The 19260-nt window shown below is 58.3% G+C and carries 15 protein-coding genes; 5 read left to right on the top strand and 10 right to left on the bottom strand.

Annotation, left to right across the window (positions count from 1 at the left end; all coding sequences use genetic code 11):
- Positions 1–6: 6 nt before the first annotated feature.
- The 5 genes from BAR1_RS05310 to BAR1_RS05290 all read right to left on the bottom strand — a co-directional run bounded on the left by BAR1_RS05310 (position 7) and on the right by BAR1_RS05290 (position 5204).
- Positions 7–2370 carry a xanthine dehydrogenase family protein molybdopterin-binding subunit gene (locus tag BAR1_RS05310; RefSeq protein ID WP_118942058.1) on the bottom strand — a complete coding sequence of 788 codons (2364 nt, stop codon included), beginning with the start codon at positions 2368–2370 and terminating at the stop codon, positions 7–9.
- Positions 2371–2400: 30 nt separating this feature from the next.
- Positions 2401–2886: a (2Fe-2S)-binding protein gene (locus tag BAR1_RS05305; RefSeq protein ID WP_118942057.1), complete on the bottom strand. Its 486-nt coding sequence runs from the start codon at positions 2884–2886 to the stop codon at positions 2401–2403.
- Positions 2887–2973: 87 nt separating this feature from the next.
- The gene (locus BAR1_RS05300; protein WP_118942056.1) at positions 2974–3942 is read right to left on the bottom strand and encodes an XdhC family protein; all 969 of its coding nucleotides are present in this window, start codon (positions 3940–3942) and stop codon (positions 2974–2976) included.
- 125 nt (positions 3943–4067) lie between these two features.
- Positions 4068–4661 carry a DUF6691 family protein gene (locus tag BAR1_RS05295; RefSeq protein WP_118942055.1) on the bottom strand — a complete coding sequence of 198 codons (594 nt, stop codon included), beginning with the start codon at positions 4659–4661 and terminating at the stop codon, positions 4068–4070.
- A 3-nt stretch (positions 4662–4664) separates the two neighbouring features.
- The gene (locus BAR1_RS05290; protein ID WP_228408755.1) at positions 4665–5204 is read right to left on the bottom strand and encodes a YeeE/YedE thiosulfate transporter family protein; all 540 of its coding nucleotides are present in this window, start codon (positions 5202–5204) and stop codon (positions 4665–4667) included.
- A 324-nt stretch (positions 5205–5528) separates the two neighbouring features.
- On the opposite strand from BAR1_RS05290, the gene BAR1_RS05285 reads away from it, so the two are divergent.
- Complete coding sequence (locus BAR1_RS05285; RefSeq protein WP_118942053.1) at positions 5529–6722, top strand: Hint domain-containing protein; 1194 nt, start codon at positions 5529–5531, stop codon at positions 6720–6722.
- On the opposite strand, the gene BAR1_RS05280 is transcribed toward BAR1_RS05285, so the two are convergent.
- The 5 genes from BAR1_RS05280 to BAR1_RS05260 all read right to left on the bottom strand — a co-directional run bounded on the left by BAR1_RS05280 (position 6711) and on the right by BAR1_RS05260 (position 12560).
- A complete protein-coding gene (locus tag BAR1_RS05280; RefSeq protein WP_118942052.1) occupies positions 6711–7964 on the bottom strand; it encodes a vWA domain-containing protein in 1254 nt (417 codons plus the stop codon). The genes BAR1_RS05285 and BAR1_RS05280 overlap by 12 nt on opposite strands.
- Positions 7965–7985: 21 nt before the next feature.
- A complete protein-coding gene (locus tag BAR1_RS05275) occupies positions 7986–9071 on the bottom strand; it encodes an ABC transporter ATP-binding protein (RefSeq protein WP_228408753.1) in 1086 nt (361 codons plus the stop codon).
- 79 nt (positions 9072–9150) lie between these two features.
- Positions 9151–10206: a methyltransferase domain-containing protein gene (locus tag BAR1_RS05270; protein WP_118942050.1), complete on the bottom strand. Its 1056-nt coding sequence runs from the start codon at positions 10204–10206 to the stop codon at positions 9151–9153.
- Positions 10207–10295: 89 nt separating this feature from the next.
- Positions 10296–11714, bottom strand: coding sequence for a TrkH family potassium uptake protein (locus BAR1_RS05265; RefSeq protein ID WP_118942049.1), 1419 nt, complete (start codon positions 11712–11714; stop codon positions 10296–10298).
- Positions 11715–11780: 66 nt separating this feature from the next.
- Positions 11781–12560, bottom strand: a complete 780-nt coding sequence (locus tag BAR1_RS05260) for an SDR family oxidoreductase (RefSeq protein ID WP_118942048.1) — start codon at positions 12558–12560, stop codon at positions 11781–11783.
- A 378-nt stretch (positions 12561–12938) separates the two neighbouring features.
- Here BAR1_RS05260 and BAR1_RS05255 point away from each other — a divergent pair, with 378 nt between their 5' ends.
- The 4 genes from BAR1_RS05255 to BAR1_RS05240 all read left to right on the top strand — a co-directional run bounded on the left by BAR1_RS05255 (position 12939) and on the right by BAR1_RS05240 (position 19226).
- The gene (locus tag BAR1_RS05255; protein ID WP_228408751.1) at positions 12939–13892 is read left to right on the top strand and encodes a Hint domain-containing protein; all 954 of its coding nucleotides are present in this window, start codon (positions 12939–12941) and stop codon (positions 13890–13892) included.
- 81 nt (positions 13893–13973) lie between these two features.
- A complete protein-coding gene (locus tag BAR1_RS05250) occupies positions 13974–15812 on the top strand; it encodes an ABC transporter ATP-binding protein (protein WP_118942046.1) in 1839 nt (612 codons plus the stop codon).
- 24 nt (positions 15813–15836) lie between these two features.
- Positions 15837–17444, top strand: coding sequence for a peptide chain release factor 3 (locus BAR1_RS05245; RefSeq protein WP_118942045.1), 1608 nt, complete (start codon positions 15837–15839; stop codon positions 17442–17444).
- A 333-nt stretch (positions 17445–17777) separates the two neighbouring features.
- Positions 17778–19226 (top strand): DEAD/DEAH box helicase, encoded by a 1449-nt coding sequence (locus tag BAR1_RS05240; RefSeq protein ID WP_118942044.1) that lies wholly within the window; start codon positions 17778–17780, stop codon positions 19224–19226.
- Positions 19227–19260 lie beyond the last annotated feature (34 nt).

Below are 19260 nucleotides of genomic sequence, written 5' to 3'. Positions count from 1 at the left end.
CCTCCTTCAGGATTGCATGGCCTGCCAAACGCGCGAGGGCGTCAGCGGCATGTCGATATGGGTGATGTCCTGTCCGGCCCGTCGCAGCGCATCCACCACGGCATTGACCACTGCGGGGGGGGAGCCGATCGCACCGGCCTCGCCACAGCCCTTGACGCCCAGCGGGTTGTGGGTGCAAGGGGTCTGGCAGGAATGATCAACCGTATAGAACGGCACATCATCGGCGCGCGGCATGGCGTAATCCATGTAGGAGCCGGAAATCAGCTGTCCGTCCTCGTCATATACCGCCTGTTCCAGCAGCGCCTGACCGATGCCCTGCCCGATACCGCCATGCACCTGACCATCAACAATCATCGGATTGACGATATTGCCAAAATCATCGGCGGCACTGAAGCGTTCGATGGTCACCTTGCCGGTTTCGGGGTCCACTTCGACCTCGCAGGCATAGGCGCCCGACGGATAGGTAAAGTTGGCCGGATCATAAAATGCGGTTTCCTCCAGCCCCGGTTCCAGATCCTCAAGCGGATAGTTGTGCGGCACATAGGCGGCCAAAGTCACATCGCCCCAGGCAACCGATTTATCGGTGCCCGCCACGGTGAATTGCCCGTCCTTCAGCTCGATATCGCCTTCCGAGGCTTCCATCAGATGGGCCGCGATTTTCTTGGCCTTGTTGATGATCTTCTCGGTGGCGCGCACCATCGCGCTGCCGCCAACAGCCAGGGAACGCGAACCATAGGTGCCCATGCCCATCGGCACTTTGGATGTATCGCCATGCACGATGTCCACTTGTGATGGATCAATGCCGATCATCTCGGCAATCACCTGCGGAAAGGCGGTTTCATGCCCCTGCCCGTGTGAATGCGAACCGGTCATCACGCTGATGGATCCCGTGGCGTTCACCCGCACCGTGGCGCTTTCGTATAGCCCCGCGCGAGCACCCAACTGGCCCACAAGGTTGGAAGGCGCAATGCCGCATGCCTCGATATAGCAGTTCACACCAAGGCCGCGCAGCTTGCCGTTGTCGGCGCTTTCTGCGGCGCGCGCCTCGAACCCCGCCAGATCGGCGATCTCGATCATCTTGTCCATCGTCGCGTTGTAATCGCCGGTGTCGTATTCCACCGCCACAGGTGTGGCATAGGGGAATTCGGTGATAAAGTTCTGTCGGCGCAATTCAATCGGGTCTTTGCCGATTTCATAGGCCGCCTTGTCGATCACCCGCTCCAGCTGGAACGACGCTTCGGGGCGACCGGCCCCGCGATAGGCGTCAACCGGCACGGTGTTGGTAAACACCGCCTTGACGTTCACATAGATCAGCGGGGTTTTGTAGTTGCCCGCCATCAATGTGCCGTGCAGCCATGTGGGCACGCTGGGCGCAAAGGTTGACAGATAGGCGCCCATATTGGCGTGGGTATCGGTGCGCAGGGCAAGGAAATTGCCCTCCTCGTCCAGCCCCAACTCGATTTTGGTGACATGGTCACGGCCATGGGCATCCGAAACGAAGGCCTCGGAGCGGCTACAGGTCCATTTCACCGGACGGTTAACCGCCTTGGCAGCGAATGTGCAGAACGCTTCTTCGGCATAGTGGAAGATTTTGGTGCCAAAGCCACCGCCCACATCAGGCGAGATCACCCGCAGTTTATGTTCCGGTATCCCCAACACGAATGCGCCCATCAACAGGCGGATCACATGCGGGTTCTGGCTGGTGGTATAAAGCGTGTGTTCATCCGTGGTGCGGTCGAACATGCCAATCGCCACGCGCGGCTCCATAGGGTTGGCAATCAGCCGGTTGTTGCGCAGTTCCAGCGTGGTGACGTGGTGGGCGTTCCTGATCGCCTCGTCCACGGCCTCGCGGTTTTCCTCAACGAACCCCCAGTCGTAGCACAGGTTCGACTCCAGTTCGTCGTGCACCTTGGGGCTGCCATCCTTCAGCGCGTCTTTCATGTCGATCACGGCGGGCAGTTCTTCCAGATCCAGCTCGATTGCTTCGGCGGCATCGCGGGCCTGCTCCAGCGTTTCGGCCACAACCGCGCAGATCGGGTCGCCCACATGGCGGGCCTTGCCATGGGCCAGAATGGGGTGTCTGGGTTCCTGCATGGGCTTGCCGAAACGGTCGGTCACCTCCCAGCCACAGGGCACGCCGCCCACCTCGGTAAAATCCTCGCCGGTGAAGATGCGGATCACGCCGTCCATCTTTTCGGCGTCCGACGTATCAATTCCGTTGATTTTCGCATGCGCCATTTCCGAGCGCAGGAAATAGACATAGGCCTGTCCATTCGCGTTGATGTCGTCTGTGTAATTTCCGTTTCCGGTTAAAAACCGGACGTCCTCGCGCCGTTTGGTGCTGGCGCCGATGCCTCCGTCTGCTGGCATGGTTATTCCTCCCTGAATTTCTGTTCGCGCCTATTCCGCGGCGATGGCGCTGACGTCCTGACCGGATGCGGCCATGATTGCCTTGACAATGTTGTGATACCCCGTGCATCGGCAGATATTGCCGGACAGATAGACGCGGATTTCGGCCTCGGTCGGTTTGGGGTTCGCGGCCAGCAGGGATTTGGTGGCCATCACCATGCCCGGTGTGCAAAACCCGCATTGCAGCCCGTGGTGGTCTTGAAAGGCCTGCTGGATGGTCGACAATGTGCCGTCTTCATCCGCTTCGCCTTCCACAGTCAAAACCTCGGCCCCGTCGGCCTCGATCGCGAACATGGTGCAGGATTTCACAAGCTTTCCATTGACATGCACGCTGCAAGCGCCGCATTGCGACGTATCACAACCAACGTGTGTCCCCGTCAGCCCCAGCCCGTCGCGCAAGAATTGTGAAAGCAGCGTGCGCCCCTCTGCTTCACCGCTCACAGCTTTGCCGTTCACGGTCATGGTGACCTGTGTCATGGTCGTCCTCCCTTATGTTCTAATTAGGGGCGAGTAAAACACGGGTGCGGCGTTTTGGCAAAAGTAATTTTCGCTATGACAACAAGGCTAGCCGGATTTGCGCAGAGTTTCGGTGATCTGCGCCATGATCGACAGGGCGATTTCTGCGGGGGATTTGCTGCCGATGTCCAAGCCCACCGGCGCATGGATGCGGGCGATTTCCGCATCATTGAACCCTGCCGCCGTTAGCCGCTCCACCCGTTTGGCATGGGTGCGGGTCGATCCCAGACTGCCGATGTAAAACGCATCCGATTGCAAGGCGACGGTCAGTGCGGGATCGTCGATTTTGGGGTCATGTGACAGGGTGATAACGGCGGTGCGGGCGTCCAGCCCTTGCGCCTTCAGGGCCTCGTCCGGCCAGTCGTCGATAATTTCCTCGTTCGGGAATCGCGCCTTGGAGCCAAAGGCGGCGCGCGGATCGACCAGCACCGGATCATAGCCCGCCAGCCGTGCCATCACCAGCAAAGGCTGGGTGATATGCACCGCCCCGACCACGACCATCTTTAGCGGCGGGTTGTGGATGGCGACGAATTCGTCGCCCTCGAAACCGGATTTGTCGCTGCGAAACCGGTCGGGGTAATCGCCCTGTTTGGTCAGCCTGCGGGATTGCGTATCAGGATTGACCACATAGGCCACCGGTATACGGTCCGCCCGCGCGGCCACCAGTTCGGCCAGCATATCCTCGGGCATCACCGTGCCTACCGGCTCGATCATCACCCTGATCTTGCCGCCACAGGCCAGCCCGACGGCAAAGGCCTGATCATCGGACACGCCGAATTCCATCATCCGCGGCTTGCCATCCTCAAGCGCGTCCATCGCCTCGATAATCACGGCACCTTCAACACAGCCCCCCGAAACCGATCCGGCAATTTCCGTATCCCCCGCAATCGCCAACTGGCTGCCGACAGGGCGCGGGGCCGATCCCCATGTTTCCACCACAGTGGCCAATGCCGCCCCGCGACCGGCACGGTGCCATGCAAGGGCGGTTTCGGGGATGTTGTCGAAATTCTGGCTCATGGTCCCTCGCTTTTCTGGTGTGCAACCATCATAGAAATATTAACCCCGACAAAACAAGCACCATGGAACGGAAAACGGCCGCAAGGTTTCCCCTGCGGCCGTTCAACCCGTGAGTGGGTTTGGTCCTATTCAGCCGGAACAGCATCCGACGGGGCGTCACCACCAACCAGTTTGTTTGGCAGGACAAAAGCAACAATAATGAACACAACGCCCAGCGCGATGCCCAGCAGGTCGCCCTGAATGGCGGTCAGGCCTTCGTATTTCGCGCCCGGAATGGTGCCCAGTGTCACCTTGCCGCCAGCGATCTTGTCCATCAGGAAAGTGCCTTTGATCGAGGCATAGGAAACCATATAAGCCGCCGCGCCCAACAGGCCGCCAGCGATGAAGAACAGCGCATCCTTGCGACCCGAAGCAGCCGCCGCCACCGAGGTGCCGGGGCAATAGCCCGAGAACGCCCAGCCAAAGCCCATGATCAGACCACCAACGCCAACGCCGACATATGCGGTTTTGACTGACATATGGCCAACGTCAACAAAGCCGGCCATCTGGCCAACAAACATCAGAACCGAGCCAACACCGATGGCCATCAGAATGGTTTTGGCCAGATGCAGGTTGGTCAGGTTCAGCATTTTGAAAATCCAGTTCGGGTTTGTTGTCCCGATCCGGTCCAGTACGAAACCAAAAGCCGCACCAATAACGATTGCTAGAATAATAGTCATGGTTTAGCTCCTTTTATACATGATCATGGCGGTCGGGATCGCAGCCGCGAAAACGCCAAGGGTAAAGATATAGCCGGATAGCGATGTCTGCATCATCCCCGACATCATATGGCCCGATGTGCAACCACCGGCCAGACGTGCGCCAAAGATCACGATGAAACCGCCGATAAAGGCACCAACATAACGCTTGGCAACACTGTCACCAAAGTTCTTGCGCCACAGGGACGGAACCTGACGTTCCTCTTTGGTTTCACGACGGGCAACACCGGACACAACCGCGCCGATTGCCATTGCGATAACAAAGATGAAGCTGTAGTTCAGCGGGTTGGCAACGTTTTTGGCATATTTGCCGTTGGATTTTGCCAGATAGGCGTTTGACGAAGTGAAGCCTTCGTCGGTTTTTACAACCAGTTCATTGTTGATTGCATCGCCGATGATCCCGTCAAGGATCACGAACTGTGTCGAAACTCCGATCGGTTTAACAAGGAGTACAGCCAGGAAAAACACAACGCCCAGCGCAACCCCTCCTATTTTCCAGTCCATAAGCATGATTTTTCCTTTTCACAGCTTGACGTATTCAAGATATTGAATGTCTTACGGGGTGCCATATGCGCCCTGCATTGATCGTTGTCAATAAAAAGGAAAAGAATTCGCCAAACCGCGCCAATTCACCGCAACCCGACTGTGTTTGTATTGTTGCAGAGGCTCATCATCATGACACCATCACCTTTTTGTGCTCCTTGAGGAAAATCGAATTCCCTGCTAGCAACAGAGAAGTGTATCGTAAAAGAAACCGGCCGCGGCAACCACTTGTTACAAATCGGAATCCGTAGATGACCGGACCTGCATCAAGGGTGTTTAAAGAGTATGGCAGACCTACTATTGGGCGGCATTGTCATAAACGAGGTTCTTGTAGACCCGAACGGTGCGAACAATTTCGACACCGACGGCAATGGAACAGCTGCCGCGACGGATGAAGACATCGAACTTGTAAACACCTCGAATGTCGCGATTGATATTTCGGGGCTGCAGATGTGGGATCAGGGGGTCGGGAACTGGTTTACCTTCCCTGCCGGAACTATCCTTCAACCCGGCGGCCATGCAATGGTGATGAGCGGCGTTCAGGCGGGCGGAAGCCTGCCGACAGGCGGGCCGGATGATCTATTCTTTGATGCAGGACGCGGCTCTGCCCTGATCAACAACGGCGGTGACAATATCGTCGTCTATGATCCGGCCAACGACGAATATATTCAGGCCACCTTCAACGGCGATCCGCTGGACGACCCCACCGCGACGTATTCCGGTTTTTCGGCCACTGCGACGCGTGTCGGGCTGGGGGAAGATTTCGGTAACGACAACGACGGGTTTTCAATCCAGCGTGCCCCCGATGGTTCGAGTATTTTCGATAATAATTCCACCCCGACACCCGGCACCACGAATATCTGCTTTACCCAAGGCACATCATTCGAAACCCCAGACGGGCCACGCCGGATCGAACAACTGCGCCCCGGCGACCTGCTGATCACCAAAGACAACGGCCGGCAGCCAATCCGCTGGATATGGGCGCGCCATTGTCCGGCTGAAAAAATGCGTGACACTCCCGCGCTTGCCCCTGTCAGGATTGCAAAAGGGGCGCTTGGGTCCGGCCTGCCCGACCGCGACCTTGTGGTTTCACGCCACCACCGCTTGATGATTTGCTCGAAAATCGCCAAACGAATGTATGGCAAGCCCGAGGTTCTGGCCCCCGCCAAAGACCTGACCGTGATCGAAGGAATCGATATCGCAACGGTTACAGGCGGAATAACCTATTACCACATTCTTATGGGCAGCCACGAAATCCTGTTTGCCGAAGGTGCCCCCGCCGAAAGCCTGTATCTGGGCACCCAGACCCTGCATGCGATCGAGCCTGCGGCCCGCGCCGAATTGCGCCTGATTTTCGGGGCCGGATGGGACCGGTTTATCGAACAGCCACAATCGGCCCGCCCGTTTGCCAGCGGTCAGAAGGCGCGCAACATGGCGGCGCGGCACCGCAAGAACAACCAGCCGGCCCTAACCCTGTAGCGCCGCCATCAAGCGGGCTTTTTCGCCTGTATCATCAGGGTTTGAAATCGCCAGCGCCAGCGCCTCAAGCGAAGCAATATTATGCCCCGCACGAAAGCTGTCCACATGCGGCAACATCGCCGCAATCCCGCGCGCCTTGGGGGCAAAGCCATCCCAGCGCAGCAAGGGGTTCAACCAGATCAGACGGCGGGCCGACAGGTGCAAGCGCTCCATTTCACGCCCCAGCGCATCCGCATCGTCACGGTCCAGCCCGTCGGTGATCAGCAGCACCACCGCCCCCTGCCCCAGCACCCGCCGCGACCAGTCGCGGTTGAACCGGTGCAGACAGGCCCCGATCCGCGTGCCGCCCTCCCAGTCCTGCGCCTCGGACCCCGCCGCCGCCAGCGCCGCATCCACATCGCGGGTGGCCAGATGACGGGTGATGTTGGTCAGGCGGGTGCCAAAGGTGAAGCCGTAAACCTTCGACCACCCGGCCCCCTTCTGATTGGCCACCGCGTGCAGAAAATGCAGCACCGCGCGGGAATATTGCGACATGGACCCCGATATATCGCAGATCACCACCAGATTGGGCCAGCGCACACGGCGCTTTTTCACCGCCAGCGCCTGCACCTCGCCCCCCTGTCGCATCGCGTCCCGCATGGTGCGCCGCCAGTCCAGCACGCGGCCCCGTGCATCTGCCTGCGTGCGCCGCGATTGCAGCGGCCTCACCGGCAAGGTCAGCCGCGCCAGCATCCGTTTAGCCTCGGCCATTTCCGCCACGCTCATCTGTTCGAAATCCAGCGACCGCAACCGTTCCTCGGCCGACATGGTCAGGCTGGCGTCGATCTCGATCTCGCTTTCGCCTTCCTCGCCCACATCCGGCACATCGCGGGTGACCCCGTCCAGCAGCGCTTCGGCGGCGCGTTTTTCGGCGGATTTGGCGGCGCGTTCCTCCTGCACCCCGCGCACGGCAGGCAGCATCATTGCCATCATATGTTCCAGATAGCGCGGATCGCGCCAGAACAGGCGGAACACCTGATGGAAGGTCGCGCGCTGTTCCGGTTTCGAGACAAAACAGGCGTGCAGACACCAGTAAAAATCGCGCTGATCCGAAAACCCCGTGGCCTGCACCGCATGGATCGCCCCGATCAACCGCCCCGCCCCCACCGGCACACCGGCGGCCCGCAAGGCGCGGGCAAAGCGGGTGATGTTATGCACCAGCTTGCCGTCTTCGGGGATTTCAAGGGGCAGGTATTCAGCCATCCGCGCGTTTTCTTTCCGTGTTCAACCGGTTTTGGGAAACACGAAACACCGCGCGCGCGGCAGGGTCAACCACATCACTGTGCCCTCGGCGGGCAGAAACACCGACGGCACGGTCGCCTTCAGCACCGAACCATCGGCATCCATGCGGAATTCCACCAGGCTCTCGCGGCCCATGAACCTTGCCCGAACCACACTGGCCCGCGCCGCCACGCCATCGCTGGCTGTGGGGTTGGGGCCACGCCCGCCACGGTCAAAATCAATCCGGATGTGTTGCGGGCGGGATACGATTTCCACTTTGGTGCCATCGGGCACACCGGGGGCAAGGAACCGGCCAAAGGGCGTTTGGGTCAGCGCCCCTTTAACTGTGCCCTCTATCACATTGATATCCGAGAAAAATGCCGCCGCCTTTTTGTCGCGCGGGCTGTTGTAGATGTTATAGGGCGCGCCCTGCTGGATGATCTTGCCATCGCGCATCAGGGCGATTTCATCGGCCATGCGCATGGCCTCGTCCGGCTCGTGGGTGACCAGCAGAACGGCGGCGCCTTCCTCTTTCAGCAGGTCCAGCGTTTCGTCGCGGATGCCGTCGCGCAGGCGGTTGTCAAGGCCCGAGAACGGCTCGTCCATCAGCATGATTTTCGGGCGCGGCGCCAGCGCGCGGGCCAGTGCCACCCGCTGTTGTTCGCCACCCGACAGCTGGTGCGGATAGTCACCCGCGTGATGCGCCAGCCCGACCCGTTCCAGCAGTTCCATGATCCGCGCATCCCGACCCGCCATTTTACGCGGCAGGCCAAAGCCGACGTTTTCGGCCACGCTCAGATGAGGGAACAGGGCGAAATCCTGAAACATCAACCCGATCGAGCGCCCCTCGGGCGGGATGCGGAATACGGTGTCACAAACCAGTTCGCCATCGGCGTAAATCTCGCCGCTGTCCTGCATTTCGACACCGGCGATGATACGCAGGGTGGTGGATTTGCCGCAACCCGAGGGGCCAAGCAAACAGGTCACCTGCCCCGGCTCGACACGCAGGGACACACCGTCCACCACCCGCCGGCCATCATAGCTGCGGATGATATTCCTGATTTCAAGACGCGGAGGTGTCTGTGCCAAGTGCCGTTTCCCTATCAAACCCGATCAAAACCATCGGGATTGAAAAACAGCTATCAGCCCGCCGGAGTGACGACAAGACTTAACAGCAACTTCCGCTGGTTGCGGCGTCCCCTTCCACCGGACCATCAAACGGGGTTTCACCGCCGCAGTCGCCGAACAACCCGTAATGGGTGTCCCAATTGCCGATGAATTCGAAATGCGCAGCAAAGCGGGATTCGTTCAGCATCCGGTAGGTGTTGCCGCAGACCGGAAACACCTTGCCCGCCTCGATCTCGTGATGCTTGTCCAAGGTAAAGGTATTCGGACATTCCGCAATCGTGCCCTTGTAGACCACCGCCTGCCCGTAGTCTTCGCAAGCCGGCTCCAACCCGTCGATTTTGAGCAACCGGTAGGTGGCCGAGGTAAAGCCGATGTTGCCCACCTTTGCCTCGATTTCCCGGTTTTCGATGGTCAGCACGCGGTCCTCGACCAGACGCGGATCGTGAAAGCCAACCCGTCTGGCCATGTTTTCAAAGTCGTTCCAGTAAAGCGCGCCGGACAGGCATTCGCCATAGAGCACCTTGTCGTTGACCAGTTCTTGCGGCATCCGGCGGTCCGCGTAAACATCGCTGAAATACATCTCGCCGCCCGGTTTCAGCAGGTTGTAGGCGCCGCGCAACACGGCCTCTTTGTCCATCGCAAGGTTCAGCACGCAGTTGGACACGATGATGTCGAATGTGCCCGCATCCAGCGGCAATTCGTCCAGCTTTTCAATATAGCCCTTGTGGAATTCGGTGTTGGGTCTGGCATAGCCAAAGGCCTGCGCATGGTAATCCTGATGGGCGCGGGCCACATCCAGTTGCGCGTCGGTCATATCCACACCGACCACATGGCCGGATTCGCCCACCAGCCCTGCCAGCGCATAGACATCCCGACCCGACCCCGAGCCGAGATCGAGGATCCGCGCGCCCTTCAGCGCAACCGGCGCAATCAGCCCGCAACCGTAATATTTCGCCAGAACCTCGTCATGGATTTTACCCAGAACATCCTTCAGATGCGCCGGCACATCCCCCGCCGTGCAACAGGCGTTGGTTTGCAGATCGGCACTGCTTTGCAGGGTTTCGCCGTAATATTCCTTGACGGATTCGTGGGTCATGGGCTGCTCCTTTGATCGCAATTCGAAAAACAGCTAACCAGAGGACATAACCGGCGCAACCGTGCTGTGCCCTGCTCACGCAAACTTGTCTATATCGCTTCGCGCCAGAACCCGCGGGTCAGAATTACAAACACGGTCAGCATTTCCAGCCGCCCGACATACATCCCGAAAAACAGCACCCATTTGGCCGCATCCGGCAGGCTGGCAAAATTTCCGGCGGGGCCGATAATGTTGCCCACCCCGGGGCCGACATTGGCAACCGAGGTCAAGGCGCCACTGATAGCGGTGGAAAAATCCAGCCCGATCATATCCAGCGCGGCCGCCAGAATGGCCACTGTGAAAATATAGAACACAAAGAACGACATCACCCCGTCCAGCACATTGTCGGATACGGTTTTGCCCTCGTATTTCAGCCGCATGATCACATGCGGATAGCGGATTTTGTAGATCTGGATTTTCAGGCTGCGCACCAGAATGATCCAGCGCATCATCTTGGCCCCGCCCGAGGTCGAGCCAGTGCAACCGCCCATTGCCGTCAGCAGGAAAAACGCCACCGCCGCTGTCCCGCCCCAGAGCGTATAATCCGTGGTGGCATAGCCCGTTGTTGTCACCGCCGATACCACGTTAAAGGCCACCAATCGCAAGGCGTCCAGAATATCGCCCCCCCTGAAGGCCCAAAGCCAGATCGTCAGCAACAAAACCGCCACCCCGACCACGACCAGATAGGCCTGCACCTGTTCGCTACGGAATTCGTGCTTGCGGGCCGCGTGGATATACCAGGCAAAAGGGATGCCGGCACAGGCCATGAAAAAGGTCGCTGACCATTGCAAAAACGGGCTGTCAAAATGGCCGAACGACGCGTCATAGTTGGAAAACCCGCCCGAGGACAGCGTGGTCAACCCGTGCACCAACGCATCGAAAAACCCCATCCCGCCAATGGAATAGACGATCATGCAGGCCACAGTCAGTACCAGATAGGCCCAGAAGGTCGCCGCAGCAAACATGGTCGAGCTTTTCAGCTCTTTTTCCCCCTGATCCGAGCTTTCGGTGCGGAAAAGCTGCATCCCGCCGACCTTTAGCATTGGCAGCAGCGCCATGCCGGTAACGATAAACCCGACCCCGCCCAACCACTGCAATATGCCGCGCCATAACAGAATGTCATGGGGGGTGGTGTCCAGCCCGCTCATGATGGTGGACCCTGTTGTCGTTACGGCCGACATGGATTCAAAAAACGCATCGGTAAAAGACAAGTGCCACATATAAAGCGGGAACATGCCAAAGGCAGATGCCGTCAACCACACGGTTGCAGTTAGCAGAAAGGTTTCTCGTGTTCGCAAGTCGGAAAAATCACAATGCGACGCCACGGACAGCAACACACCCAGCGTAATGGTCAAGGCAGACGCAAGCAGAAACACACCTGACTCGTTGCCAAATGCGATTGCCTCGGCAGCCATTATCACGCCACCGAAAATCAGGATCAACCCGTTGATAAATATGATCAACCGCAACTGTCACAGCCTTGGGTAATTCCGGGAGTTTGCATATTGCGCCCAAATGGCGGCAGGTCAACTGTGTTATAATGTCGTATTCACCGCGCCACCATCCAGCAGAATGTTCTGCCCGACGATAAAACCCGCTTTGTCGGAACACAAAAACGCACAGGCCGCGCCGAATTCCTCGGGCGTGCCATAGCGCCCCGCCGGAATACCGGCCATGCGCTGCGCCTGCGCCTGTTCCATCGTGATCCCCTGCGCCTTGCACACCCCCTGATCGAGCGACACCGCGCGATCCGTTGCGTGGATGCCGGGCAACAGGTTGTTGATGGTCACACCCGAGCCGGCCACCTGCCGCGAGGTGCCCGCGACATAGCCGGTCAGACCGGTACGGGCCGAATTGGACAGGCCCAGAACCGCGATCGGGGCCTTGACCGATTGCGAGGTGATGTTCACCACCCTGCCCCAGCCTTTTTGCATCATCGCAGGCAACAGCGCCTTCATCAGCGCAATCGGCGTCAGCATATTGGCATCCAGCGCCTTGATGAAATCCTCGCGCTCCCAATCCGTCCACATGCCCGGTGGCGGGCCACCCGCGTTGGTCACCAGAATATCCACATCACCGGCGGCGGCCAGCACCTTGGCGCGGCCCTCCTCGCTGGTAATGTCGGCAGCCACGGGGGTAACCTCGACCCCGTATTTGTCGCTGATTTCCCTGGCGGCGGCCTGTAACGGCCCATCGGTGCGGGCGTTCATCACCAGATGCACCCCTTCGGCGGCCAATGCCTCGGCACAGCCCCGCCCCAACCCTTTTGACGACGCACAAACCAGCGCCCGTTTGCCTGCAATGCCCGTTTCCATGGTCAATTCCCCCCTGTTTATATCCAGCCTTTATCACGTCTGAACCAACGAATCGCAATAACAGCTTTGAGGTGAATTAATTCGCTTCAGCAATCCTTCTACAAGAGCGAAACCGTCATTTAACCCCTAATCCGTGGCCGCATTGCCATTTGTAGGCAAACAAGTTGACGTTACAGTAACTGCAAACTACTGTATTTGTGTGTGTGGAGGGGGCTCCAACAATTGATCGAATCAACCATCTTGGACGGAGTTTTCGTAACAAGTTAGATGGCGTGCTAGTATATCGGGTCGCGTGCAATATTGGTAATGAACAAGCAAAATACCGAGAACACAAACTTTATTAGAACGTTGCCAGTTTATACGGCAGCGGGATTTTGTGTGACTGATGGTGTTAATTACAAAGACCCGATCAGCCACGCCGATGAACTGGTTCTGGATGATGTTTATTCTCTTGCTGAAAGTGTGCGTCAGGTTCCGCTGATCATAGACCGGCAAAACACCGATTATTTTGTTATCGCGGACGGATCACCAACCGGAAACAGTGGTAATAGGGTGTTTCCGGATTGCGCTGTTACGCTGATGGGAAATGACCTGACACCTTTTGATGTGGTTATCCTTGTCGAAGTAGATCAGACAACCGGTCTTATTGTCGATGTCTACCTGATGCCGCTCGCCCCGCTGCTGTCGAAAACAAATTATCGCCTGGTCAAAGTTGACCGCGAAAACGCTATCACCCGAATGGCAGAAGCCGCCTGCGCCAGCTTTGCGCGTGGCACCTGCATAACCATGGCCAGTGGCGAACAGCGCCCGATTGAAAACCTGCATATCGGCGACAAGGTGTTGACCCGCGACAACGGCATTCAAGCCATTCGCTGGATTGGCCATACAACCATGCGCGCCATTGGCGATTTTGCCCCCGTCGTGATTGCCAAAGGCACATTGAACAATGAGAACGACCTGGCGGTCAGCCCCAATCACCGGCTGTTCATATACCAACGCGTGGACCAGTTGGGCACGGGCCGAAGCGAGGTTCTTGTTAAAGCGAAACACCTGATCAATGGCCGCAATATCGTTCGGCAAACGGGCGGTTTTATTGACTATTATCAATTGTTGTTTGACGATCACCAGATCATTTTCGCCGAAGGGATCGCCGCCGAAAGCCTCATACTGGATGATCGGACCACCCCGGCGCTGCCCAAAGATTTAGCGCAAAAGATCGGGCATATGTTGCACCGGCACAGCAAGCAGACACATGTGGAATTCGAACTGGACCCGGATGATATTTCCGGCGGGAACATTGCCGAACGCTTGCACCGGGCTTCAAATATCTGAATTGGGCACGGTTCCGGTTTGACTTGCCCCCATTCCGCGCTACTGTCGTGCAACTCACAACCACACTGGGCTGCCTGACTGATGTTTGACGAAACCACCAACACCACCCCCCTTGTTTCCATCGAAAACCTTCGGGTCGAATTTTCCACCAAGGACGGCCCCGTCGTAGGGGTCGAGGATATCACCTTTAGCATCAACCCGGGCGAAACCGTTTGTGTGGTGGGTGAATCCGGCTCGGGCAAATCGGTATCCTCGCTATCATTGATGCGGCTGGTGGAATTTGGCGGCGGGAAAATCACCAACGGGCGGATCATGTTCGACCGGCGCGACCACGGCGACGGCAAGGGCGCGATTGATCTGGCCCATGCGGAAAACGATTTGATGCGCACCATTCGCGGCAATGAAATCGGCATGATTTTTCAGGAGCCGATGACATCGCTGAACCCCGTGTTCACCATCGAACGCCAGCTGACCGAAGGTTTGCGCGTCCACAAGGGCATGTCGAAGAAAGAGGCCGCCGATCACGCGCTGGAACTGATGCGCCGCGTGCGTATCCCCGAACCCGAACGCCGCCTGAAGCAATACCCGCACGAATTGTCCGGCGGGATGCGCCAACGTGTGGTGATCGCTATGGCGCTGGCCTGCGAGCCGCGCGTGCTGATCGCGGATGAACCCACAACCGCGCTGGATGTGACCATTCAGGCCGAAATACTGGCCCTGATCGACCGGTTGAAACGCGAAACCGGCACTGCCGTTCTGTTCATCACCCACGATATGGCGGTGGTGGCGCAAATGGCCGACCGCGTGGTGGTGATGTTCCGCGGCAATATGGTCGAGGAAGGCACCGTCACCGAAATTTTCGAGAACCCGCAAGAGGATTACACCAAGGCCCTGCTGTCCGCCGTGCCCAAACTGGGCGAGATGCGCGGCAAATCCGCCCCCGAACGGATGCGTATTCTGGGCGAGGAAAACCCCCATGCGGGCGAGCCGATCATCGCAACCGACGAGCTGCTGCTGGATGTTAAAAACCTTGTGCAGCGGTTTCCGGTCAAGGGCGGTTTGCTGCGGCGCACCATTTCCAACGTGCATGCGGTCGAGGATGTTTCCTTTTCGCTGAATGTCGGGGAAACCCTGTCGCTGGTGGGGGAATCCGGCTGTGGTAAATCCTCCTGCGGCCGTTCAATCCTGCGACTGAATGATCCGCAATCCGGTCAGGTTCTGCTGAACGGGCAGGATGTTCTGCAAATGGACAACACCGAACTGCGCGAGGCGCGGCGGCATATGCAGATGGTATTCCAGGACCCGTTTGCCTCGCTGAACCCGCAAATGCGCCTGTCCGATCAGGTGGCCGAGCCGCTGATCAATTACGGTATTCACAAAGGATCCGAACTGCATGACCGCGTGGCAAACCTGTTTGACCGCGTGGAACTGCCGCGCGAATTCATGCGCCGCTACCCGCACGAACTGTCTGGCGGCCAACGTCAGCGGGTGGCGATTGCGCGGGCTTTGGCGCTGAATCCGAAACTGATCATCGCCGATGAATCCGTTTCGGCGCTGGATGTGACCGTGCAGGCGCAGGTGCTGAACCTGATGATGGAACTACAGGCCGACCTTGGCATTTCCTTCCTGTTCATCAGCCACGATATGGCCGTGGTCGAACGGGTCAGCCACCGCACCGCCGTGATGTATCTGGGGCGCATCGTGGAAATCGGCCCGCGTGCCGCCGTGTTTGAAAACCCCCGGCACGAATACACCCAAAGCCTGCTGTCTGCCGTTCCGGTGGCCGACCCCCGCAAGCGCAAGGTCGAGGCGGATCTGAACTTCAAACCGATCCCCTCGCCGATCTTCCCGCTGGATTACGCCCCCGGCCCGTCGCTCTATGACGAGGTAGACCCGGGCCACTTTGTGTTGCGCTCGTAACCCCGCGCCCCTATACGCGGGACCATGTTGGACCAAAGCACAAATCGCCCCGAATTGCCGCCCGAAATCGCGCGGCGCCGCACTTTTGCGATCATCAGCCACCCCGATGCGGGGAAAACCACACTGACGGAAAAATTTCTGCTCTATGGTGGCGCGATCCAGATGGCGGGACAGGTGCGCGCCAAGGGCGAATCCCGCCGCACCCGGTCCGACTATATGAAGATGGAGCTGGAGCGCGGCATCTCGGTTTCCGCCTCGGCCATGTCGTTCGATTTCGGCAACTACCGGTTCAACCTTGTCGACACCCCCGGCCACTCGGATTTTTCCGAAGATACCTACCGCACCCTGACGGCAGTGGACGCCGCTGTGATGGTGATCGACGGGGCCAAGGGCATCGAAAGCCAGACGCAAAAACTGTTCGAGGTCTGCCGCCTGCGCGATCTGCCAATCCTGACCTTCTGTAACAAAATGGACCGCGAAAGCCGCGACACATTTGAAATCATAGACGAAATTCAGGAAAATCTGGCAATCGACGTCACCCCTGCCAGCTGGCCCATCGGGGTTGGCCGCGATTTTATCGGCTGCTACGACCTGCTGCGCGACCGTCTGGAACTGATGGACCGCGCCGACCGCAACAAGGTGGCCGAAAGCATTTCGATCAACGGGCTGGACGACCCGAAACTGGCCGAACATATCCCCGCCGACCTGCTGGAAAAGCTGCGCGAAGACGTGGAAATGGTGCGCGAGCTGATGCCACCGATGGACGCCAAGGCGCTGCTGGAAGGCACCTTGACGCCGATCTGGTTTGGCTCGGCGATCAATTCCTTCGGGGTGAAAGAACTGATGGACGGCATCGCCAACTATGGCCCCGAGCCACAGCCACAACCCGCCACCCCTCGCCCGATGATGCCCGAAGAAACGAAAGTCGCCGGCTTTGTCTTCAAGGTGCAGGCCAATATGGATGCCAAACACCGCGACCGTGTGGCCTTTGTGCGGCTGGCCTCGGGCCATTTCAAGCGCGGCATGAAACTGACCCATGTGCGCAGCAAAAAGGTGATGAGCATCTCCAACCCCGTGCTGTTTCTGGCGGCCGATCGCGAACTGGCCGAAGAAGCATGGGCCGGCGACATCATCGGCATCCCCAACCACGGGCAATTGCGCATCGGCGACACATTGACCGAAGGCGAAGCCCTGCGTGTCACCGGCATCCCGTCATTCGCGCCCGAATTGTTGCAAACCGTACGCGCGGGCGATCCGATGAAGGCCAAACATCTGGAAAAGGCGCTGATGCAGTTTGCCGAAGAAGGCGCGGCCAAGGTGTTCAAACCGATGATCGGTTCGGGCTTTATCGTCGGGGTTGTCGGCGCCTTGCAATTCGAGGTTCTGGCCAGCAGGATCGAGCAAGAATACAATCTACCGGTGCGCTTCGAGGCCAGCCAGTTCACATCCGCCCGCTGGGTTGCCGGACCAAAAGAGGCTGTGGATAAGTTTGTGAATGAAAACAAGGGGCATATGGCTACCGACAACGATGGCGACTCGGTTTATCTGACGCGGCTGCAATGGGACATTGACCGCGTTGTGCGCGATTATCCCGATGTAAAACTGACCGCGACCAAGGAAATGATGCTGTAACGGGCGTTGCGGCCCTGTGTCGCAATGCACCTCTGGTGCAAAGTACCCCGTCCAAATGCACCTTTGTTTATTGGCTATTCCGACTGATACCACTAAACCATTCATAAATATGAATTATTCAAGACATTGAAACATACTGCCAATTATCCAGCCTTTTTCGTATTGTCGCAGTCAGGCCGGTATTCACCTGAATCGGGAACCTTCATTGACCCCGCCGCATATTTTCAGTAGGTCAGACATTATTCGGGGGATGCTTGTGCATAACTTTTGGCCATCCGGGCCATCCGCCCCCAGAACCGATGCGGCGAAAAATGCCGTAGAACACGGATAACAATGACAAAATTCGCCGATCTAAAATTATCGCCTAAAGTATTAAAAGCGGTTGAAGCCGCAGGTTACGAAACCCCTACCCCCATTCAGGCCGGTGCGATTCCGCCAGCGCTTGAAGGGCGTGATGTTTTGGGCATCGCCCAGACAGGTACAGGCAAAACCGCCAGCTTCACCCTGCCGATGATCACCATGCTCAGCCGTGGCCGTGCGCGTGCGCGGATGCCGCGCTCCTTGGTGCTGGCCCCCACACGGGAACTGGCCGCGCAGGTTGCTGAAAACTTTGACAACTACGCTGTGGGCAGCAAACTGTCCAAGGCGCTGCTGATTGGTGGCGTTTCCTTCAAGGAACAAGACAAGCTGATCGACCGTGGCGTCGATGTTCTGATCGCCACCCCCGGCCGCCTGCTGGACCATTTCGAGCGCGGCAAGCTGATGCTGACCGGCGTTCAGATCATGGTGGTGGACGAGGCCGACCGGATGCTGGATATGGGCTTTATCCCCGATATCGAGCGCATCTTTTCCCTGACGCCATTCACCCGCCAGACGCTATTCTTCAGCGCCACAATGGCCCCCGAAATCGAACGGATCACCAACACCTTCCTGTCGAACCCCGCCAAGGTCGAAGTGGCACGCGCCGCAACCACCGGCGAGAATATCAAACAGGGCGTGGTGATGTTCCGCTCGGAAAACAAACGCCGCGAAGCCAGCGAAAAACGCGATCTTCTGCGGGCGATGATTGAACAAGAAGGCGATTCCTGCACCAGTGCGATTGTGTTTTGCAACCGCAAGGTCGATGTGGATACCGTCGCCAAGTCCCTGAAAAAGCACGGCTATAACGCCGAGCCGATCCACGGCGATCTGGACCAATCCCGCCGGATGGAAGTTTTGGCGGGCTTTCGCGATGGCAAGATCAAGTTCCTTTGTGCCTCGGATGTGGCGGCGCGCGGGCTGGATATTCCCAATGTGAGCCACATCTTCAACTTTGACGTTCCCAGCCATGCAGAGGATTATGTTCACCGCATTGGCCGCACCGGTCGCGCTGGCAAATCCGGCACCGCACTGATGATCTGCATTCCGCGGGACGAAAAGAATCTGGAAGACATCGAACGACTGGTGGGAAATAAAATCCCGCGTCTGGAAAACCCGCTAGAAAGCAAATCGTCCCCTGCCCCCGAGGCGCCAAAGGACGAAGTCAGTGAAAAGCCCAAACGCACCCGTCGTAGCCGCAAGCCCAAGGCCGAAGCGCCAGTAGAGGCCAAGGAAGCGGTGGAAGCACCTGCCAAGGCCGAAGCCCCCAAATCCGAGCCGCAAAAACGTACGCCTCGCGAACGCGACCGTGGTGGAAACAAGGGCAACAACAAGGGCCGTGGCAACCAGAACAAGGTTGTCGGCATGGGCGATCACATGCCCGATTTCATAGCGAAAAGCTTTGACGACCGTCGCGAAAGTTGACCCGTAGGGCGGGGTTAACCCCGCCTTACGCCAT

This window comes from Profundibacter amoris (assembly GCF_003544895.1).
Taxonomy (GTDB): Bacteria; Pseudomonadota; Alphaproteobacteria; order Rhodobacterales; family Rhodobacteraceae; genus Profundibacter; species Profundibacter amoris.
This window is presented reverse-complemented; position numbering and strand designations above follow the sequence as displayed.